General features: G+C 59.1%; 15 protein-coding genes. 10 read left to right on the plus strand and 5 right to left on the minus strand.

Annotation, left to right across the window (positions count from 1 at the left end):
• Positions 1 to 204: 204 nt before the first annotated feature.
• The 9 genes from dnaB (at position 205) to I2E69_RS05645 (ending at position 12020) form a co-directional block, all read left to right on the plus strand.
• Positions 205 to 1761 (plus strand): replicative DNA helicase, encoded by a 1557-nt coding sequence (gene dnaB, locus I2E69_RS05605; RefSeq protein WP_195459704.1) that lies wholly within the window; start codon positions 205 to 207, stop codon positions 1759 to 1761.
• A 45-nt stretch (positions 1762 to 1806) separates the two neighbouring features.
• Positions 1807 to 3348, plus strand: coding sequence for a YifB family Mg chelatase-like AAA ATPase (locus I2E69_RS05610; protein ID WP_195459706.1), 1542 nt, complete (start codon positions 1807 to 1809; stop codon positions 3346 to 3348).
• A 59-nt stretch (positions 3349 to 3407) separates the two neighbouring features.
• On the plus strand, positions 3408 to 4505 hold the full coding sequence (murG, locus tag I2E69_RS05615; protein ID WP_195459709.1) for an undecaprenyldiphospho-muramoylpentapeptide beta-N-acetylglucosaminyltransferase: 1098 nt from the start codon (positions 3408 to 3410) through the stop codon (positions 4503 to 4505).
• Positions 4506 to 4507: 2 nt separating this feature from the next.
• Entirely contained in the window at positions 4508 to 5890 is a 1383-nt protein-coding gene (gene murC, locus I2E69_RS05620) for a UDP-N-acetylmuramate--L-alanine ligase (protein WP_195459712.1), read from the plus strand.
• A 143-nt stretch (positions 5891 to 6033) separates the two neighbouring features.
• Positions 6034 to 7134, plus strand: a complete 1101-nt coding sequence (locus I2E69_RS05625) for a cell division protein FtsQ/DivIB (RefSeq protein ID WP_195459715.1) — start codon at positions 6034 to 6036, stop codon at positions 7132 to 7134.
• Between the two features lie 12 nt (positions 7135 to 7146).
• Positions 7147 to 8631: a cell division protein FtsA gene (gene ftsA / locus I2E69_RS05630; protein WP_195459718.1), complete on the plus strand. Its 1485-nt coding sequence runs from the start codon at positions 7147 to 7149 to the stop codon at positions 8629 to 8631.
• Positions 8632 to 8831: 200 nt separating this feature from the next.
• Positions 8832 to 10160, plus strand: coding sequence for a cell division protein FtsZ (gene ftsZ / locus I2E69_RS05635; protein ID WP_195459721.1), 1329 nt, complete (start codon positions 8832 to 8834; stop codon positions 10158 to 10160).
• Positions 10161 to 10176: 16 nt separating this feature from the next.
• Complete coding sequence (gene gldE / locus I2E69_RS05640) at positions 10177 to 11457, plus strand: gliding motility-associated protein GldE (protein WP_195459724.1); 1281 nt, start codon at positions 10177 to 10179, stop codon at positions 11455 to 11457.
• On the plus strand, positions 11454 to 12020 hold the full coding sequence (locus I2E69_RS05645; protein WP_195459728.1) for a 4'-phosphopantetheinyl transferase family protein: 567 nt from the start codon (positions 11454 to 11456) through the stop codon (positions 12018 to 12020). The genes gldE and I2E69_RS05645 overlap by 4 nt, the downstream gene beginning before the upstream one ends.
• Here I2E69_RS05645 and I2E69_RS05650 read toward each other — a convergent pair.
• Positions 12017 to 13435: a BamA/TamA family outer membrane protein gene (locus I2E69_RS05650; RefSeq protein WP_195459731.1), complete on the minus strand. Its 1419-nt coding sequence runs from the start codon at positions 13433 to 13435 to the stop codon at positions 12017 to 12019. The genes I2E69_RS05645 and I2E69_RS05650 overlap by 4 nt on opposite strands.
• A gap of 137 nt (positions 13436 to 13572) precedes the next feature.
• Between I2E69_RS05650 and I2E69_RS05655 the strand changes: the two genes are divergently transcribed.
• Complete coding sequence (locus tag I2E69_RS05655) at positions 13573 to 14217, plus strand: pentapeptide repeat-containing protein (RefSeq protein ID WP_195459733.1); 645 nt, start codon at positions 13573 to 13575, stop codon at positions 14215 to 14217.
• A 303-nt stretch (positions 14218 to 14520) separates the two neighbouring features.
• Here the strand turns inward: I2E69_RS05655 and I2E69_RS05660 are convergent, their stop codons facing one another.
• From I2E69_RS05660 to I2E69_RS05675, 4 genes are all read right to left on the minus strand, one after another.
• A complete protein-coding gene (locus tag I2E69_RS05660) occupies positions 14521 to 15732 on the minus strand; it encodes an aminopeptidase C (protein WP_195459736.1) in 1212 nt (403 codons plus the stop codon).
• Positions 15733 to 15815: 83 nt separating this feature from the next.
• Entirely contained in the window at positions 15816 to 18113 is a 2298-nt protein-coding gene (topA, locus tag I2E69_RS05665; protein ID WP_195459739.1) for a type I DNA topoisomerase, read from the minus strand.
• A gap of 78 nt (positions 18114 to 18191) precedes the next feature.
• Positions 18192 to 19850 carry a DUF4270 domain-containing protein gene (locus I2E69_RS05670; RefSeq protein WP_195459740.1) on the minus strand — a complete coding sequence of 553 codons (1659 nt, stop codon included), beginning with the start codon at positions 19848 to 19850 and terminating at the stop codon, positions 18192 to 18194.
• Positions 19834 to 20640, minus strand: a complete 807-nt coding sequence (locus tag I2E69_RS05675) for a glycogen/starch synthase (RefSeq protein WP_195459743.1) — start codon at positions 20638 to 20640, stop codon at positions 19834 to 19836. Before I2E69_RS05675 ends, I2E69_RS05670 begins: the two co-directional genes overlap by 17 nt.
• Positions 20641 to 20664 lie beyond the last annotated feature (24 nt).

Genomic DNA, 20664 nt, shown 5'->3' on the forward strand with positions numbered 1-20664 from the left:
GGCAAACGCCTGCCGTGGGCGGGGCTTGGAGCGGGGCCGGGTTGTAAACGGGGCGGTCTTCGGTGGTCCGGCGTCCGGGTCGTTTTGGCGTTCGCTGTCGAAAGCTATGTTATAAACATAGTTTTCGACAAACTGGGCCTCCGTTCGGTTTTGATTTCTCCCCGCTTATGCTTACTTTTGACCTTTGAAAGAATCCGATTATACATGGCGAAAGATTTTACACCCTCCTCCCGTAACCGGGAGGCGTTCGAGGCGATGACCGATACCGTCGGCAATGTACCCCCGCAGGCGGTCGAGCTGGAGGAGGCCGTGCTCGGTGCGCTGATGCTCGAAAAGGACTGCATCATCACGGTGCAGGAGTTTGTCTCCCCCGATGCGTTCTATACCGAGGAGCACCGGCTGATCTACAAGGCGATCAACGAGTTGTCGATGGAACTGAAGCCCATCGACCTCTACACCGTGACCGAGCGGCTCAAGGCCAAGAAGGAACTGAAGAAGGTGGGCGGGGCTTCGTACCTGGCCCAGTTGACCCAGAAGGTCGGTTCGGCGGCCAACGTCGAGTTCCACGCCAAGATCATCGCCCAGAAATACGTTCAGCGCGAGCTGATCCGTTCGGCAACGGAAATCCAGAAGCGGTCGTACGACGAATCGACCGACGTAACCGAACTGATCGGCTATGCCGAAGGCGAGATTTTCAAGGTTGCCGAGGGGCATGTGAAGCGTTCGGTGCAGTCGTCGAAGGACATCCTGGCCCGTGCGCTGATGCAGATCGAAGAGGCGTCGAAGAACACCAGCGCCTTCAGCGGCGTGCCGTCGGGCTTTATGGCTATCGACCGTGTGACGCTGGGCTGGCAGTTGTCGGACCTGGTGATCATCGCCGCACGTCCTTCGATGGGTAAAACCGCATTCGTGCTTTCGATGGCCCGCAATATGGCCGTCGACCACGAGCAGGGCGTGGCGTTCTTTTCGCTCGAAATGTCCTCCGTGCAGTTGATGATGCGTCTGATCATCGCCGAAACCGGCCTGAGCGGTAACGATGTCAAGTCGGGCCGCCTGACGCCCGAGCAGTGGCGGCATCTCGAATCGGCCACCAAGCCGCTGGGCTCCGCGCCGCTGTTCATCGACGACACCCCGGCCCTTTCGGTCTTCGAGTTCCGTTCGAAGGCCCGCCGCCTGAAGATTCACAACGACATCAAGATCATCATTATCGACTACCTCCAGCTGATGACCGGCAACCAGGATACGAAGGGTAACCGCGAGCAGGAGGTGGCTTTCATCTCGCGTACGCTCAAGGCCATCGCCAAAGAATTGAACGTGCCGATGATCGCCCTGTCGCAGTTGAGCCGTGCCACCGAAATGCGCGGCGGCTCGAAGCGCCCCCAGTTGTCGGACCTTCGCGAGTCGGGCGCCATCGAGCAGGACGCCGACATCGTGGCCTTCATTCACCGTCCGGAGTATTACGGCATCAACCAGGACGAGAACGGCATGCCCACGGCGGGTATGGCCGAGATCATCCTCGCCAAGCACCGTAACGGTGCGGTGTGCGACGTGAACCTGCGCTTCCTGAAAGAACAGGCGCGTTTTGCCGACGTGGAGGATTCGATGCTGCCGCCCGCACAGGCGACGGAGAGCCAGCAGGCCTACGACGACTACGCCAGCGGTTCGAACAACCCTTCGGCCGCATCGGGCCTCGGTGCGGCGATGGGCGGGGAATTCGACGTGAACCGTTCGGCGAAGATCGACGAAGAGGCGCCGTTTTGACGCACCGTTCAGAATGCACGGTTCATAATTAAAGATTGCGGGAATATGTTTGTCCGAACTTATGCAGGAGCAGTCGTCGGGATCGACGCCGTGGCGGTGACCGTCGAGGTCAACATCGCGGGCGGCGGCCTGGGCATGTACCTCGTGGGACTGCCGGACAACGCCGTGAAGGAGAGCGAACAGCGCATCCGGGCGGCGTTCGAGAACTCGGGCGAACGGATGTCGGGTAAAAAAGTGGTCGTCAGCCTCGCCCCGGCGGATTTGCGCAAGGAGGGTTCGGGCTTCGACCTGCCGATCGCCGTGGGGATTCTCGCGGCGATGGGGCGCATCGACGCCGAGGCGGTAGCCGGAACGATGTTCGTCGGCGAATTGTCGCTCGACGGTTCGCTGAAACCCGTGCGGGGCGTACTGCCCGTTGCGATCCGGGCGCGCTCGGAAGGTTTGCGGCGTGTGGTGCTGCCGGTGGAAAATGCCGCCGAGGCTGCGGTCGTGGACGGCATCGGGGTGATCGGCGTCACGACGCTGCGCGAGGTCGTCGGCTACCTGAACGGCGAGACGGAGATCGCGCCTGCCGTGCCTGCCGCCGACGAACCGTTCGATGCGGCGGCGACGCGCTATGCCGAGGATTTCGCCGACGTGCGGGGCCAGGCGCATGTGAAGCGCGCCCTGGAGATCGCTGCCGCGGGAGGGCATAACGTGATTATGATCGGCGCCCCGGGGTCGGGCAAGACGATGCTTGCGCGGCGGCTGCCGACGATCCTGCCGCCCCTTTCGCGCGAAGAAGCCCTCGAAACGACCAAGATACACTCCGTGGCGGGCAAAGTGGGTGTGACGGGCGGACTGATGACCCGGCGGCCTTTCCGGGCTCCGCATCACCTCACCTCGCAGGTCGCCGTGATCGGCGGCGGACAGTCGCCCCGGCCCGGCGAAGTGTCGCTGGCCCACAACGGGGTGCTGCTGCTCGACGAACTGCCAGAATTCGGGCGCAGTGTGCTCGAAGTGCTGCGGCAGCCGCTGGAGGAGAAGAAGATCGTGGTTTCGCGGGCGAAGTACAGTGTCGAATACCCGGCGAATTTTACGCTCGTGGCGGCGATGAATCCCTGCCCGTGCGGCTATTATAACCACCCGACGAAGGAGTGCACCTGCTCCCCGGGGTCGGTCCACCGTTACATGGGCCGCATTTCGGGGCCGCTGATGGACCGCATCGACCTGCATGTCGAGGTGACGCCCGTGGCTCCGCAGGAACTGTCGGCAGCGGCTCCGGGCGAACCGAGCGCTGCGGTGCGCGAGCGGGTTATCCGGGCCCGGGCGGTGCAGGCGGCGCGTTTTAGCGGAATGGAAGGCGTCCACACCAACTCGATGATGACCAGCGCGATGCTGCGCGAATACTGCCGTCTCGATGCGGCTTCGGCGGCGCTGCTGGAACGGGCGATGGAGCGGCTATCGCTTTCGGCGCGGGCTTACGACCGGATTCTGAAGGTGGCACGCACGATTGCCGATCTGGCCGGGCGCGACGACATCGCCCCGGCGGATATCGCCGAGGCGATCAACTACCGGTCGCTGGACCGGGGAAACTGGGGACGGTGATTCCGGCAAAAGCCGGAATCAATTAAAAATGAAGAATTAAGAATTAAAAATTCGACATAATGAAACGCATAATTCTTTCCGGCGGCGGAACAGGCGGCCATATCTACCCGGCTGTGGCTGTTGCCGAAGCGCTCAAACGGCGGCTGGGCGACGAAGTCGAACTGCTGTTCGTCGGGGCTGAGGGCAAGATGGAGATGGAGAAGGTTCCGGCGCTGGGCTACCGCATCGCGGGCCTGCCTATCGCGGGACTTCAGCGGCGGCTCGACTGGCACAACCTTGCCGTGCCGTTCAAGGCGGTGAAGAGTATCCGGATGGCGAAAAAGATCATCCGCGACTTCGGGGCCGATGTCGTTGTGGGCTTCGGCGGTTACGCGAGCGCCCCGGTGCTGTGGGCCGCGCAGCGGATGGGCGTGCCGACCGTGATCCAGGAGCAGAACTCCTACGCGGGCGTCACGAACAAGATCCTCGCAAAGGGCGCGCGGCGCATCTGTACGGCTTACGAGGGCATGGAGCGTTTCTTCCCGGCGTGCAAGATCGTCCTGACGGGCAACCCCCTGCGGGGCCGCTTCTCGAAAGAGGGCGCCGACCGCGCCGAGGCGCTGGAATACTACGGTTTTAAGCCCGATCTTCCGGTGATCCTGGTGGTCGGCGGGTCGCTCGGCACGCGGACGCTGAACGAGATGATGAAGGCGTGGATCGTCGAAACGGGCGGCGAAGCTCCCGTGCAGGTGATCTGGCAGACGGGCAAGTACTACGAGCGCGAGATGCAGGCTTTTCTGGCCGCGCATCCTGCCGGGCATGTCTGGCAGGGGGCTTTCATCGACCGTATGGACTACGCCTACGCCGCTGCCGACCTGGTCGTTTCGCGCAGCGGGGCCGGGACGGTTTCGGAGTTGTGCCTCGTGGCCAAGCCGGTGCTGTTCGTGCCTTCGCCCAACGTGGCCGAGGACCATCAGACCAAGAACGCCCGGGCGCTGGAAGCCAGGGGAGCTGCGGTCGTCGTCCCCGATGCCGAGTGCCGGGCGAAAGCGATGCGGCAGGCGATGGAACTGCTCGCCGACCGGGAGAAGTTGCAGGCGATGAGCTGCAACCTCGAGGCGCTGGCCAAGCCCGACGCTGCGGAAGATATTGTGGATGAGATTGTAAAAGTGATGTAATAATGGAATTCAAAAACGTCTATTTCCTGGGTATCGGCGGGATCGGCATGAGTGCCCTGGCCCGCTATTTCCTGCACGAAGGCTATGCTGTCGCGGGTTATGACCGTACGCGCTCGCACCTGACCGACGAACTCGGGGCGGAAGGAGCCGCAGTCCACTACGAGGACGATGTGCGGCTGATCCCCGGAAAGTTTCTCGATCCTGCGGATACGGTGGTGGTCTACACGCCCGCCGTGCCCGAGGACCACAGCGAGTACTGTTATTTCCGCGAACACGGCTTCTGCATCGAAAAACGTTCGCAGATGCTGGGCCACCTCTCCGAGGGCAAATACGTGATGGCCGTGGCGGGTACGCACGGGAAGACTACGACTTCGACGATGGTGGCATGGCTCAACCGGGTCCTCACGGGCGGCGGCAGTGCATTCCTGGGCGGCATTTCGAAGAATTTCGGCGGTAACCTCGTGCTGGGCTGTGGCCGGAGACTGGCTGTCGAAGCCGACGAATTCGACCGTTCGTTCCTCAGGCTTTATCCCGACGTGGCGGTCATCACTTCGGCCGATGCCGACCACCTCGACATTTACGGGACGCACGAGGCGGTGAAGGAGGCCTTCTCGCAGTTCGTGCGGCAGATCAGGCCGGGCGGCTCGCTGATCCTCAAACAGGGTGTCGATATCGTAGTCGACAACCCGGAAATCACCGTCTACCGTTACTCGTTCGACGAGACGTGCGACTTCTACGCCCGCAATGTGCAGTTGCTCGAAGGCGGTCATTACCGCTACGACCTCGTAACGCCGTCGGGTGTGATCGAGGGGTGCACGCTCGGTATCCCGGGCTGGGTCAACATCGAGAATGCGGTTGCGGCCGTTGCTTCGGCGTGGTGCGCCGCGAAGGCGGAGGGGGCCCGGCTCGATGCGGACAAACTGCGCGATGCGCTGGCCTCGTTCTCGGGGGTCAAACGGCGGTTCGAATTTTACGTCAACACGCCCAGGCAGGTCTATATGGACGACTACGCCCATCATCCGCGCGAACTGGCCGCGACGCTCACCTCCGTCCGCCGGATGTTCCCCGGGCGGCGGATCACGGCGCTGTTCCAGCCCCACCTCTACACCCGCACGCGCGATTTGTATGCGGAGTTCGCCGAGGCGTTGTCGCATGCCGACGAAGTGCTGCTGCTGCCGATTTATCCGGCGCGCGAGGAGCCGATTCCGGGCATCACGTCCGAGATCATCGCCGAACGGGTCGCCGTGCCGTGCCGGATCGTCGACCGCGACCGGCTTGCCGATGAGGTAGCCGCGATGGACACCGACGTTGTGATCAGTTTCGGGGCAGGCAATATCGACGCCTGCTGCTCCGCATTGGCGGAGCAATTAAAAATGAAAAGTTAAAAATTAAAAATACAAGTATATGCTTTTGGGCATTTTCGTTTCCGGCTGGAATTGGTAAGTTATCTTATGTTTGGCAGAAACGATTTCTTACGTGGCTTAAATAATTTTTCATTTTTAATTCTTAATCTTTAATTTATGATTTGATGTCCCGCTACCTCCGATACTCGCTCCTGACCCTCGTGTGGGTCGCCGTGGCTGCATACATTGTCTTTGCAGGCTCGGCGGCACGCCGTGTGCGCTTGTCGAAGAAGGTCGGAAGCATGGAGATAGAGGTGGTGGACAGCTCTTCGCAGGGCCACCTGGTCTCGGCGGCGATGGTTCGCGCGTGGATTTCGCACAGCGGAATCAAGACGCTTGGCACGGCGGTTGACGCTGTCGACCTGACGGCGATCGAACAGTTGATCGCCCGCAACGGATTCGTGGATAAAACGGCTGCCTATGTCTCTTACGAGGGGACCCTGCATATTACGATCAGCCAGCGCAAGCCGCTGCTGCGCCTGCTGACCGACGGCATGAACGCCTATGTGACGAGCGACGGTTATGTCTTCGCGGCGCCGCGGGCGTCGTCGCTTTACGTGCCTGTGGTCACCGGAAGTTACCGCCCGCCCTTCCCTGCGTCGTATGTGGGGAGCGTACGGGGCCATATCGACCACCGCCTGCGCGAGATCGACGACCGCATCGCCGAGCTTGAACGCGACAAATACCCCCTTTACCGTCGTGAACTGGAAAACGACCGTAATATTTCGGCCCTGCGGCGGATGCGCCTCAAGCGGCAGTGGTGGCGGCTGGAGGGCTCGCAGGAGTTCGATGCGCGGGTCGATGCGCTGCGCGAAAAGAAGGCCGAACTGCGCCGCAGCTACCGCTACCGCTCTATCGTGATCCGCCAGCAGATCGAGCATATCGCCGCACAGCAGGAGGCTGAACGACGGAAACAAAAAAAGTTGGAGAAAAGCTACGAAGATTTCATGAAACTCCTTACCTTTGTAGAAACTGTCGAAGACGATGATTTCTGGAGGTCGGAAGTGGTGCAGATCACCGCCCAAACGACCCCCAGCGGAGCATTGGAGGTGGAACTTACGCCCCGCAGCGGCCGCTACACCATCCTCTTCGGCCGGCTGGACGACGTGGAACGTAAGTTCGACAAACTGCTGAGGTTCTACCGCAGCGGCCTTTCGTCGATCGGCTGGAGCGAATACCGTACTATTGACATCAGATATAACGACCAGGTGGTCTGCAAGAAGTAAAAGGATTATACCGTGGAAAAAAAGAATTATACCGTTGCCGTCGATTTAGGCTGCTCGTCGGTCGTGGTGGCCGTCGGGGAGAAGACGCCCGAAGGCCTGCTTGACGTGGCATGCATCGTCACGAAGCCTGTCGAAGGGGTGAACGCGGGCCGGATCGAGAATATCGAACTGGTGAGCCGCGCCATCCGCGAAGCCGTGTCGGAAGCCGAGCAGCAACTCGGAATCCGCATTACGGAGGCGTATGCGGGTATCTCGGGTGATTTCGTGCGCTGTGCGCGCCACACCGACCATGTCTTTGTCTACGACCCTCAGAACGGCGTCAACCAGAAGGATGTCGACGCCCTGTTCGACCGCATGCGCAATGTTCAGGCTCCCGACGACGAGACCATCATGGAGCGTGTGCCCCAGAACTACCTGGTCGACGACAGCCAGGAGGTGCGCAATCCGGTGGGTTCGTTCGGTAAGAAACTCTCGTCGACGTTCAATTTCATCCTTTGCCTCAAAACTCCGATGCAGCGCCTCGATATGGCGCTTAAGCGGCTTGGAATCAAGATGCTGGACGTTATGTCCGATGCGCTGGCAACGCCCGAGGCGGTGGTGCTGCCCGATGAGAAGGAGGAGGGCGTCGCCGTGGTTAGCGTCGGCGCGGGGGTTACCGACGTGACGGTTTACTACCGCAACGTGGTACGTTACATCGCTTCGATCCCGATGGGTGCGTCGGCCATCAACCGCGACATCCGTACGATGAGCGTTCCCGAAAAACACGTCGAGAGCCTCAAACAGAAATACGGTTCGGCTGTTGCTGAACTGGCCCCCGAAGACAAGTTGATCCGCGTTAACGGCCGTACGGCCCGCGAGGCGAAAGATATTCTGCTGCGCAATCTGGCGACGGTGATCGAGGCCCGTGCTACGGACATTGCCGAATTCGTGATGCAGGAGATCAAGGATTCCGGCTATGCTGGAAAACTGGCCTACGGCATCGTGCTGACGGGCGGTTCGGCTAAACTCAAGGACCTCGACGAACTGTTCCGCCGTGTGACGGGCATGGACGTACGTGTCGCCGTTCCCGAAACGGGCATCACCGAGGAGTCGAAAGAGAAGGTCGCCGACGCGGCGTTCTCGACTGCCGTGGGTATCCTCATCAAGGGCGCCGAACTGGGAGGCTGCACCGTTATCGAACGGCCTGTTACTCCCGCAGCCGCTGCTCCGGGAGCAACTCCGCGCCAACCCTTCACGCCTCCGCAGCCTCAGCCGGCGGCCGGTGGGTTCAAGGCTCCGCAGCCCCGTGCGGCACAGCCTTATACGCCGCCTGTGGCGGCTGCTCCCGACCCCGACTCGCCGTCGGAACCCGAAACGGCTGACCGGCCGACAGACGGATTTGACGACGAACCGCCGATGATCGAACCCAAACGCAACCGCAACTGGGGTGCGATCTTCCAAAAGACCTTCGACAAGATCAACAAGAGTTTCTCGGCGGCCGAGGACGAGGAGATTTAGTTGGAGCCTTCAATACGGTGGTGGTGATATGCCGCCGTTTTCCGAAGAGCGCCGGTCGGGTTATCACGGCCTTTGGCCGTGTTTGCAAATCCGACTCCGCCCCAAACCCCTTCCCCGGGGAGAACTTATATCCGCCGCGAGCGGCGGAACAGGGGCTTCGGAATGAATATAAATGTTGTAGAAAGAAAGGAGATTACGATATGACAGACGAATTGATGTCGGAAATCAAAGCCCCGCGTGCGAAAGGCCCGATCATTACGGTGGTCGGCGTCGGCGGCGCCGGAGGCAATGCCGTAAACCATATGTGGAACCTCGGGATCAAGGGCGTTACGTTCATGGTCTGCAATACCGACCAGCAGGCGCTCGACAAGAGTCCCGTAGAAGAAAAAATCCGCCTCGGAGCCGAAGGCCTCGGGGCCGGCAACGACCCGGAGAACGGCCGCCGTGCGGCCGTCGAGTCACTGCCCGAAATCCGCCAGGTGCTCGAAGAGGCCGGTACGAAGATGCTCTTCATCACGGCCGGTATGGGCGGCGGAACGGGTACGGGCGCATCGCCCGTCATCGCCAAACTGGCCAAGGAGATGGGGCTGCTGACCGTGGCCATCGTCACCTCGCCGCTGGCCGTCGAGGGTAAAATCCGTTATGAACAGGCATTCCGCGGCATCGAGGAGCTGCGCCAGAACACGGATTCGCTGCTGATCATTAACAACGAGAACATCCTGGAGATTTACGGCCGCCTTTCGCTGAAGCAGGCTTTCGGCAAAGCCGACGACATCCTGGCTTCGGCGGCCAAGGGCATCGCGGAGATCATCACCGTCGAGAGCGACCTGGTCAACGTCGACTTCGCCGATGTTTCGAAGGTGATGCGCAACAGCGGCCGGGCCCACATGGCCGTGGCTACGGCCGACGGCGACAAACGCGCCGAGACCGTTGCCGAAGCGTCGCTGCGTTCGCCGCTGCTCGATCACAACCTGATTTCGGGCGCCAAAAATATCCTGCTCAATATCTCGGTGTCCGATGCCGACGCCCTGATGTACGACGAGGTCGTGCGAATCCTGGAATATATCCAGGCCCATGCCAGCGTGCAGGACGAACACGGCGTGATCCATAACGCCAACATCATCTGGGGTACGAGCGAGAAGCCGCAGTTGGGTAACTTCATCGAACTGGTGGTCGTGGCCACGGGATTCGAAGGCGACGCACAGCCCGGTGTGATGAAGCAGATCATTCCCCCGGCCCGTACCGTCGAGCCGGTCACCAAGGAGACGCCCGCTGCCTCTCCCGTGCTGGAGCCGATCAAGCCCCTGCCTCCCAAACCCGTCCAGCGCCAGCCCGAACTGGTGATGCTCGGGGCCAAGCCGACCCGTTACAGCAACATCGACACCCTGCTGGCCAAACCGGCTTACCAGTCGCGCAACTCGAAGTTCGTCGTGCGTGTCCCCGGCAGCCGCAAGGAGGTGCTGAAGGACGATGCAGCCGATGCGCAACCGCAGAAGGAGGAGACCCAAGGCGGTTCGCTGTTTGATTAACTAACCGATTTTCAATTTGGAAGACGCTCATTCCTGGATTACCTTCAACGGGTTTTCACCCCATATCGCCGTGCTTTGCGCGGTGACGCTTTGTCTGCTGTGTGTTTCGGCGCTCGTTTCGGGGGCCGAGACTTCTTTTTTCTCCCTGTCGCACAACGACATCCGCCGCGTGCAGAACCGCAGGAGCGCATCGGCCGAAGCCATGCTGCGGTTGCTGTCGAATGTCGACCTGCTGCTGGCTACGATCCTGGTCGTCAATAACCTGGTGAATATCTGTATCGTCATCCTCACGGCCGGTATCATCGATTCGCTCTTTACGTTCCTGCGTTTCGAATTCCTGTTCAAAACCGTGCTGGTGACCTTCCTGCTGCTGCTCTTCGGTGAGATTCTGCCCAAGGTGCTGGCGCAGACAATTCCCCTGCGCTTCGCCTCGATGGTGGCCCGGCCTCTCGTGGTGCTGCGGTGGATTTTCTATCCGCTTTCCTATGCGCTGGTCCGCACGAGCAGCCGTATCAGCGAGAAGGCCGCGCACAAAAGCGAGATTTCGCTCGGCGAACTGGCCGACGCCGTCGATATGACGCAGGGTTCCAGCCCCGAAGAACACGTGATGCTTTCGGGCATCGTCAACTTCGTCAATACCGAGGTGCAGGAGATCATGAAACCCCGTGTGGACATCACGGTGCTCGATATGAAGGACGATTACGAGACGGTCAAGAAGACGATCATCGAGTCGGGTTTCTCGCGCATCCCGGTCTACGAGGAGGATGTGGACAACATCCGCGGAACGCTCTACGTCAAGGACCTGCTGCCTTATATCAACAACGGCAGCGAGTTCGCGTGGCAGCAGTTGATCCGCAAACCCTATTTCGTCCCCGAACACAAGAAAATCAACGACCTGCTGGCCGATTTCCAGACGAACAAGGTCCACATGGCCATTGTCGTCGATGAGTACGGCTCGACGCTGGGCCTGGTCTCGCTCGAAGACATTATCGAGGAGATCGTTGGCGAGATTTCCGACGAGAGTGACAACGACGAATGTTTCTATACGCGCCTCGACGCCAAATCCTATGTTTTCGAGGGCAAGACCCACCTCGGGGATTTCGAACGGATACTCGACATCGGCGAGGATGTTTTCGCCGATGTCCGGGGTGAAGCCGAAACCCTCGCCGGGCTGATGCTCGAACTCAAACGCGACTTCCCGCGCAAGGGCGATGTCTTCACCTCGCACGACCTTCGTTTCACGGTGCAGGAGATGGACGGCCATCGCGTCGACAAAATCCGCGTCGACCTCCAATGATCCCCGCCCTGTGGATAGAGCCGCCGATGAGTGCCGAAGAGGCCGCCCGGTGGACGACCTCCGAAGAGCGGACGCAGGCCGCTGCATTCGCATCGGAACACCGCCGTGCCGAGTTCCTTTCGTGGCGGGCCGTCGTACGCCGCGAACTGGGCGCCGACGTGCGGATCGCCTATGATTCGCTGGGCGCTCCGGTCGTGACCGACCTACCCGTCCATATTTCCGTTTCCCATTGCGCAGGCCGCATCGCCGTCTGCGCCTCCCCCGACCGTTGTGCTGTGGATATCGAGCCCGAGACGCGCAATTTCAGCCGCGCCGTGAGCCGCTACCTGACGCCCGAAGAGAAATCCCTTTCCGGCGATCCTTTCTGGCCGGGAATCGTCTGGTGTGCGAAAGAGGCACTTTACAAGTATTCCGGCCGCCGGGAACTGGATTTCCGGAGGGACCTCCGTGTCGAGCAGGTCGACCTTGCCGCCGGCATGCTGACGGGCCGGATCGAAAACGGAGAACCTGTCGGGCTCTCCGTACGCCGTGAAGACGGCTATATCGTCGTATATATCCTTTAAAAAGCCTCCGATGCGGTGAACAGGAACGCCGAAGAGCGTTTGCGGTCCCACGGCAGGTTCTGGTTGCCGAAGTTTCCCCAGCCGTAGTCGAGGCGGATGTTCATGCGGTTCTTGAATTCGAAGCGGTAGCCGCATCCGAAACTGCAAAGCGTATTTCCCCAGCGGAAGGCCTCTGTACCCCAGACCTGTCCGCCGCCGATCCATCCCACGATGCCGTGGCGGCGGTAAATTTTCTGCCGCAGTTCGATCTGCGTTTCCACCAGTCGTTTGTCGCGGTAGCGGCCCTCGTAGTAACCGCGCATGCGCTCCATGCCGCCCATTTTGGCATACATGTGCCACGAAGGCGTTCCGGCCGTAGCGTCGGCGTAGAGGTCATAGGCCAGTATGGCGCCTTTCCAGAGTTTTTGGTAGAAATCGAAGGTCAGCGTAAAGCGTCCGAACGTGCGCCGCGTGTTGCCCAGCCATTCGGGATACCATTTGGCTTCGGCCTTGATGAAGACGCCTTTCGAAGCGTTGAACGTAACGTCGCGCGTATCGTATTGGGCGAAAAGCCCGAGGCTGGTGTTGAAGGCGTTGGGTTTGTCGCCCGTTGTGGCGATGAAATTCGAGAAGGGGTCCTGCTTTTCGGGGTCGTAACGTTTCCCGTCTTTCCAGAGGTCGTACATCTCGCCGACCTGCCCGCCGGGCTTTGCTACTTCGCCGTTGTCGATGCGCTGCATGTAATCGGCCATCCCCGAGCCCTTGTATTTGGCTCCGGTGTAATCGATGCCTCCGCTGACGCCGATGTAAAAGCGGCCCACGAGCGCCGTGCAGTAGGAGATGCGAAAGATGCCCATGGTCGTCGTGAGATCCTGGGCATAGCCCTCCTTGCCGGCCTCGTAACCTACGCCGTAGAAAGCTCCGGGAAAGTAGACGAATGCCCCCGAGTAACTCAGCCGCTGCTTGTTGTGGTGGTAGATATTGTCTCCCGAGAAGCGCAGGAGTACGAATTTCTCGGTTGTGAAGTTGCCGTAAATCGAGATGTTCGACGGGGCGGTAATCGAGTCCGTGCGGTCGAGCCGGTAGAGGCCCGCCAGCAGGAACCCGATGCCGAAACCTACGTCCGACGAGTAGTTGGGGCCCGGGGCGATACTCCAGTCGATTTTCTTTTCGAAGGTGCGGTCGACGTTCGAGCGGCTGTAATAGTCGATGATGCGGCGGATCAGTCCCGGCCGCTTCACGGTTGCCGCGAGATCTGCGGTATCGGTTTGCGGAATAGGTTTGGTATTCGGGTGTGTCTCTGCCTGCCCGATCTGCGAGAGCGTCTTTTCGGTCGTGGGGAAATTCTCCTTCGAGGTATCTGTGCTCTGGGCCGACGTGTGCAGCGAAATCGTTGCCAGGAGAACGGTAAGGAGAAGTAAATAGGTCTTTTTCATTCAAATAGAGATCGGAGTTGAACACAAAGATAGCCAATATTTCCGGTTGCGCAAAATGAACAATCCGAACCCCCGAAAGTCGCAACGAAACGGGTAAAAATTCCTACCTTTGTAGCAATTCAAACAATTTGCATCCTATGGAAATCGCCCGCCCGCAACTGCTTCCGGAACCCGAAAAACCCTCCGATCCCGTCCGGATGACCTGTGATGAAGAGATTGCCGACGCTTCGTTCCGCGGCGCGGACTTCGCATCGCTCGACCGCGAGCACCTCTCGGTGCAGGGATGTCTCTTTGCGGGATGTATTTTCGCCGGAAGCGTACTTGCCCATTCGCAGTTTTCGGATGTCGTTTTCCGCAACTGCGACTTCTCGAATGCCGACCTGCAGGGGAGCAGTTTCCACCGCGTGGAGTTTTCCGACTGCAAACTCTCGGGAACGAACCTCGCCGAAACCACGCTCAATCACCTGTCGTTCGGGCGCTGTAAAGGCGAGTTTGCTAATTTCGCCTTTGCGCGGCTGCGTGCGGTGCGTTTTGCGGGCTGTCCGATGCACAGCGCCTCTTTCGGCGACTGCCGTTTCGAGCGTGTCGAATTCACCGAATGCGACCTGACACTGGCCGAATTCTTCGGAACGCGCCTGCGGGGGCTTTCTTTTGCCGATTCGGATATTCGCGGCATCCGGGTCCGGGAACTCGAATCGTTTGAGTTGAAAGGTTTAAAAATCAATTCATTGCAAGCTGTCGAGCTGGTGCGTCTGCTGGGCGTGGAGATCGAAGGGGAATAAGTTTTTCAAAAAATTTACATATTTTATAAAAAATATTAATAAAATATTTGGAAGTTTGCTTTCTGCGTAGTACTTTTGCTTCGTCTTAAATGATAAAGATTTTTAAGAATTAATTAAAATTATTTAGTATGAAAGCAAAGATTAACGAGTGGTTCCGTACCGCCCTGATCATGTTGGGAGAGAGCATTAAATTGCGCGAGATGTAAAATCTCCCTTTTACACTGAAAGAAACCAAAACTTCGATAAACGAACAGCCCGGCTTGCAAAAGCCGGGCTGTTTTGTCGTTACGGGGATTCCGACGCCTATTTGAGGTCGATTTTCTTGAGGATTGCCTTCGGTACGGCGTTCTTGTTCACGAGCACGGTCATCGACTTGTAGGCGACGAACGGGCGCGAGAAATACCAGTATCCGTCGTAAGGCGGACGTACATCCCACGAGTTTTTGACCTTGTAGTAAGGAGTGCCGTTCTGGTCGACGGCTGTGCCCACGATCTGCATGCCGTGGTCGTCGGTGGTTTCGTAGTTGTCGTAACCCTCCTGGCGAAGCTCCTGTGTGATGGTGCGCTCCTTGCCGGGCTTGTCGAACTTGTAGAGGGCGTCTTCCTTCTCCTTTTGGGTGAGTTTGCCCCATTTCTCGGCCTCGGTTCCCTCCATGCCTCCGATGTCGGCCTCGGGAATAATGCCCAGCCCTTTGGTACGGCTGAAGCCTTTTTCGCTTACGTCCGTTCCCCAGGCGATGGTGTAACCCTTCTCCAGCGAGTTGTCGATGATCTCCATAAACTCGTCGAGGGGCACGTTCCACACCTTGTCCCAGTTCCAGTTGTCGGGAACCTCCATGGCGAATTCCGTGTAGAAGGGGTGGTGGGTGAACGATGCGAATTCGACATAGTCCCCGAGGTCGATCGGGAGCGATGCGGCGAACGATGCGGGGGTGTACTCCTTGCCTTTGTAGGTGAACTTCTCGGGCATCGCGCCGAAGTAGGCGTCGAGGATGCCGTTCAGTCCGGCCTGCCAGGCCGTTGTGAGCTTACCGCCGTCCTTGCGCTTCTCGGCGGCGGTGATCACCGCGTCGGCATAGGCCTTGATCACGGCGTCGATCTCGTCGAAATTGGGTTTGTCGTAGCCGTAGTTCAGTCCCGGGTAAATCTCCGTCGGGACGATGCCGTAAGCCTCGATGCCGTGCAGTACGTCGTGGGCCTGTCCGCCGACGGCGAGGTTCAGGCAGCCGTGCAGCCGGACGTATTTCACCGCCTTCTCGAAATAGATATTGCGCACGATCCACATCACCGAAAGGTCCAGTTCGGGACCTCCGGCGCGCAGGATTTCGCTTTCGAGGAACGAGAGGGTCGAATAGCACCAGCAGGTTCCGCTGCGGCTCTGATCCTTTACCGGGGTGACGGGCAGGATCTTGACATCGGTGAACCGGTAGCCTTCGGCTTCGGCCGGGGCCGGTTTCTGCGCCGCAACCCCGAGTACGGAGCAAAGCGCGAGTGCTGCGAGAATCAGTTTTTTCATCTATCGTTCGGTTTTTTGAGTTTTTCCTTCTTGCGGAGGCTTCTCTGGTTCCACTCCGGCGGATTCCGGCCGCCCCGGCTTGCCTATTTCTTCGATCCTGCGACGATCTTCAGGCATTCGTCGAGGCTGAGCTCTTCGGGTTTCGCTCCCTTCGGCAGGCGGTAGTTCTTGCCTTTGTAAGCGATGTAGGGGCCGTAGCGGCCGTTTTTGACCAGCATGTCGGCGTCCTCCGGGAAGCTCTTGAGGGGCGTGTTGGCCGCTGCGGCAGCTGTCTGGTGTGCGCGGACGATCTCCACGGCGCGGTCGTAGCCGATCGTATAGGGATCGTCGGTCTTGGCCAGCGATGCGAACGATTTTCCGTAGCGCACATAAGGGCCGTATTTGCCGATGCCGACGGTCAGTTCCTCGCCGTCGAGTTGTCCCAGGTCACGGGGCAGGGCGAAGAGTTCCAGCGCCTCTTCGAGCGTGATCGACTCGATGAGCTGGCCCTTCTTCAGCGACGCAAAGCGACCCTTCTCGCCTTCGTTTCCTTCGATCTCGACCATCGGGCCGTAGCGGCCGATGCGGGCCTTTACGATGTGTCCCGTCTTGGGGTCGTTGCCCAGGATGCGGACCTCGCGTGTCTTGGCGGTCTGTGTGGTGATGGCCGAGTCGACCATCTTGTGGAAAGGTCCGTAGAACTCGTCGATCATCTTGTCCCAGGTGATGTCTCCCTCGGCGATACGGTCGAATTCCTTCTCGACGTTGGCCGTGAAGTTGTAGTCGATGATCGGGCCGAACTGTTCCTCCAGGTAGTCGTTGACCACCATGCCGATGTCGGTCGGCGAGAGGCGGTTTTTCTCCTTGCCGTAGTTCTCCGAGAGGGTCTTCGAGGCGATCTTCTCGCCCGTGAGCGTCAGTTGTGCGTAGTTGCGTTTCTGTCCGTCCTTATTCTGCTTGACGACGTAGCCGCGGTTGATGATCGTGGTGATCGTCGGGGCGTAGGTCGAAGGGCGTCCGATGCCCAGTTCTTCGAGGCGCTTTACGAGCGAAGCCTCGTTGTAGCGGGCCGGAGCCGAGGTGAAGCGCTCCGTGGCGGTGATCTGCGACGGGAGCACCCGGTCGCCGGCCGTCAGTTTCGGGAGCAGTCCTTCGCCGCTCTCGGCGGCCTGGTCGTCGTCCGTGGACTCGGAGTAGAGGCGCAGGAAACCGTCGAAACGGACGACTTCGCCCTGTGCGACGAACTGGTGCGAGGAACCCGACATGTCGATGGTGATGGTCGTGCGGTCCAGTTCGGCGCAGACCATCTGCGAAGCGACGGTGCGTTTCCAGATCAGGTCGTAGAGTTTCTTCTCGGCGGGCGTACCCTCGATCGCATCGCGTTCGATATACGACGGACGAATGGCCTCGTGCGCTTCCTGGGCGCCTTTGGTCTTGGTCTTGTAATTGAACCAGCGGGAGTATTTCTCGCCGTAGAGTTTCGTGATCTCCTCCTTGCACTGGGCCAGCGCCTGCTGCGAGAGGTTCACCGAGTCGGTACGCATGTAGGTAATGAGACCCTGTTCGTAGAGGTGCTGTGCCACGGACATCGTCTGCGAAACGGACATGCCCAGTTTGCGGCCTGCCTCCTGCTGGAGCGTCGAGGTCGTGAACGGAGGCGCGGGGTAGCGCTGCGCGGGTTTTTCTTCGGCCTTGGCCACCGTAAACGTTGCACCGATACAGCTTTTCAGGAATGCTTCCGCCTGCGCTTCGGTTTCGAAACGCGACGAGAGCTCGGCTTTGAAGAGCGTTTTTTCGGGGTCTGCGGCGGCGTAGAATTGTGCTACGACGCGGAAATAGGCTGTCGAGCGGAAGGCGATGATCTCGCGTTCGCGTTCCACGATCAGGCGTACGGCTACCGACTGCACGCGGCCTGCCGACAACGACGGGCGAACCTTCTTCCACAGTACGGGCGACAGTTCGAAACCGACCAGTCGGTCGAGTATGCGGCGCGCCTGCTGGGCGTTCACCAGGTCCATGTTGACCGTGCGCGGTTTCTCGATAGCCTCGAGGATTGCCCGTTTGGTGATCTCGTGGAAGACGATGCGCTTGGTCTGGTCGACGGGGAGACCCAACACTTCGGTCAGGTGCCATGCGATGGCTTCTCCTTCGCGGTCTTCATCGGATGCGAGCCAGACGGTTTTCGATTTGGCCAGTTTGGTGAGTTCGTCGACCACTTTCTTCTTGTCGCTGGGAATTTCGTAGACCGGCTTGTAGCCTTCGCCGATATTGATGCCGAGGTCCTTCTTCGCAAGGTCGCGGATATGTCCGAAACTCGATTTTACGACGAAATCCTTGCCGAGGAACTTTTCAATGGTCTTGGCCTTGGCGGGGGACTCTACGATTACTAAATTTTCCTGCATTGCTGTTTTTGATGGCTTTTCAGAAATGCGAAAACCTAAGCATTACACTTAGGTTCCGCAAAAGGGTTTATCTGTTGTTTATTTAATCAGGTTGTACGCCATGGTAAACCGGATCGGAGCGTTGTTCGATACGGTTGCCCCGGCCTCCGTCGACATGCCCTGCAACACGCCGAACGTCGTCGTGTAGAGGCTGTATGCTTCGGGTCCGATGTAAACCGAGAGGTTGGTGACTTTACTCCAGTCGATATTTTCGACTACCCCGCCCGCATCGGCCTTGGCCTGCATGTAGCTGTTCCAGAGCTGCTGCATGTAACCCGTGATGTCCATTACGTAACAGCCGCGGCTGCGGTTGATCTTGCCGTAATAGGCGAGTTCCGTGCTGTAATTCTGCTCGTAGACGTAGGCGTAATCCGAAATCGGCGTCAGTTTCTTGTAATTGGTGTACATGCCCAGCCGGCTCGGGTATGCGTTCATCTGGTCGGTCAGGCGCACGATGTTGTCGGCTTCCGCGATCTTCTCCCATTCGTAGTCGCTGTCTTCGAAATAGACGGACATGCGGACCTGGCTGAAGGCGAGGGTCTTGAAATCCTTGCCGTCCTTGTTGCCCTTGGTGATCTCCGCCTCCAGTTCCGCGAAGAACTCCGGGGTGAAGGTCATTTCGGTCACTACGCCGCCCATGCCTTCGACATAGAGACGGGGATTCTCAAGACGGGTCGTGGCTGTCTCCTTGGCCTGCTCGATATCGATCTTGTCCGCGATCGTGGCCTCGGTGTAGTCGCGCTTGACGTTGTTCACCGAAACATTGCCGAATCCAGCGCCGTCTTCGTAGAAGTAGTAGACCATGCCGATCGTATCCTTGATCAGCGAGGGGTCGTCCTTCACGCGGTTACGTCCGTAGACCGACAGGCCCGAATAGGTCAGGTCCGTGGCGAAGATCGTACCTTTGCCGTATTTCGTGAGCGGCTTGGCCGGGTCCGGGGCGATGTAGAGGCCCCGGAACTCCTCGACCCAGTATTTCAGGCTGTCGGCGCTGTAAATCGAATAGTCGCCTGCATATTTGCCCTCCTGGAGCATCAGGCGGCTGATATACTTTTTACCGGCCTCGGTGGGTTTCAGCGTTACGGCCGTCGTGGTCGAAGGATATTTACCCTCGCCGCCCAGCGAGAAGGTGAAGAGCGGCTCGTCCGGATTATAGACGCCTTCCGTTGCGGGATCGAAATTGAGGTAGAAGGTCGAGTCGCGCTCCGATTTGTTGGGCGCTATGGGTTTATCGGTGAGGTACTTGTTGCTGAGGACCTCATAGACGGCAAACGACTGCTCGGTCAGCGAGTCGCGGCCAAAGCTGGTCACCTTGAGCATGATCTGCGCCGAGTCGAAGATCGGCTTGTAGCCGAAATATCCCGAATCGACCAGGTAATAGTTGACCATCTGCGAGAGGAAGCCCATCGAGCGGCGGCCCAGCGTGTCGTTGAGCATCGAGCCGAAATAGCCGTAAGTGATGTTCGAACTGACGATCGAGTCAGTCTGGAACAGGCGCGTCTCGACGTATTTTTTCGGGTTTATTTCGTTGGCCCGGGGGAGCGTCACGAATCCCGCCTTCATCTGCTGATTGTCAGGGATGAGGTTTCCGCCCAGCGTATCATCCACCTTGGTACAGCCCTGCAGGATCAGTCCAATCGTGGCAGCCAGCGCTGCAACGGGGAGCAGCCTGCGGCGGAAGTTATTGAATTGCTTCATAAAAACGGTTGTAATTATCGAAAAAGTCCTCTGCCTCGGGCGACTGATATTCGAGCATCGGCTTTCCGCTTGCGCGGGCCATCTCCAATACCTTGGGGTCGACATCCGGGGATGCGGCCACAACACCGTCGGCATAATCCATAACGAAGCGGCAGAGGTTTTCGTATGACGGAGTGTCGAGAATCGCAAGATTTTTGTCCTTGACGCCCTCGCCGGCGATCTTGGAGGCGAATCCGGGGTCGAGTTCCCCGGTGAAACCGTCGCCGTAAAGCGATACCACGACCTTGACATCGCGGAAGATCGGGTCGTCGGCGAAAATCCGTTTCAGGTAGACGGGGATTACCGCCGTAAACCAGCCGTGACAGTGTACCACCGTCGGTGTCCAGCGGAGTTTTTTGACGGTTTCCAGTACGCCGCGGGCGAAGAAGATGGCCCGCTCGTCGTTGTCCGGGAAGTAGTTGCCCGCGTCGTCGGTCAGTACGGCCTTGCGTGAGAAATAGTCGTCGTTGTCGATGAAATAAATCTGTACGCGCGCTGAAGGGATCGACGCCACCTTGATGATCAGCTGGTGGTCGTTGTCGTCGATGATGAGGTTCATGCCCGACAGCCGGATAACCTCATGCAGTTGGTGCCTGCGCTCGTTGATGCAACCGTAACGGGGCATGAAAGTTCGGATTTCGTTGCCGTGTTCCTGCATCGCCTGCGTCAGTGCACGGCAAAGCCCGGAACCCTCCGTTTCCGGAAGATAAGGGGTGATCTCCTGACATACGTACAGTATCTTGCTTGCCATGTTTTGAGGGTTTATAGCACAAAG

Source organism: Alistipes sp. D31t1_170403_E11 (assembly GCF_015553985.1).
Lineage (GTDB): Bacteria > Bacteroidota > Bacteroidia > Bacteroidales > Rikenellaceae > Alistipes > Alistipes montrealensis.

Coding starts and splice junctions, on each gene's coding strand:
- dnaB (WP_195459704.1), top strand. CDS start 205: ATGGCGAAAGATTTTACACCCTCCTCCCGTAACCGGGAGGCGTTCGAG.
- I2E69_RS05610 (WP_195459706.1), top strand. CDS start 1,807: ATGTTTGTCCGAACTTATGCAGGAGCAGTCGTCGGGATCGACGCCGTG.
- murG (WP_195459709.1), top strand. CDS start 3,408: ATGAAACGCATAATTCTTTCCGGCGGCGGAACAGGCGGCCATATCTAC.
- murC (WP_195459712.1), top strand. CDS start 4,508: ATGGAATTCAAAAACGTCTATTTCCTGGGTATCGGCGGGATCGGCATG.
- I2E69_RS05625 (WP_195459715.1), top strand. CDS start 6,034: ATGTCCCGCTACCTCCGATACTCGCTCCTGACCCTCGTGTGGGTCGCC.
- ftsZ (WP_195459721.1), top strand. CDS start 8,832: ATGACAGACGAATTGATGTCGGAAATCAAAGCCCCGCGTGCGAAAGGC.
- I2E69_RS05645 (WP_195459728.1), top strand. CDS start 11,454: ATGATCCCCGCCCTGTGGATAGAGCCGCCGATGAGTGCCGAAGAGGCC.
- I2E69_RS05650 (WP_195459731.1), bottom strand. CDS start 13,435: ATGAAAAAGACCTATTTACTTCTCCTTACCGTTCTCCTGGCAACGATT.
- I2E69_RS05655 (WP_195459733.1), top strand. CDS start 13,573: ATGGAAATCGCCCGCCCGCAACTGCTTCCGGAACCCGAAAAACCCTCC.
- I2E69_RS05660 (WP_195459736.1), bottom strand. CDS start 15,732: ATGAAAAAACTGATTCTCGCAGCACTCGCGCTTTGCTCCGTACTCGGG.
- topA (WP_195459739.1), bottom strand. CDS start 18,113: ATGCAGGAAAATTTAGTAATCGTAGAGTCCCCCGCCAAGGCCAAGACC.
- I2E69_RS05670 (WP_195459740.1), bottom strand. CDS start 19,850: ATGAAGCAATTCAATAACTTCCGCCGCAGGCTGCTCCCCGTTGCAGCG.
- I2E69_RS05675 (WP_195459743.1), bottom strand. CDS start 20,640: ATGGCAAGCAAGATACTGTACGTATGTCAGGAGATCACCCCTTATCTT.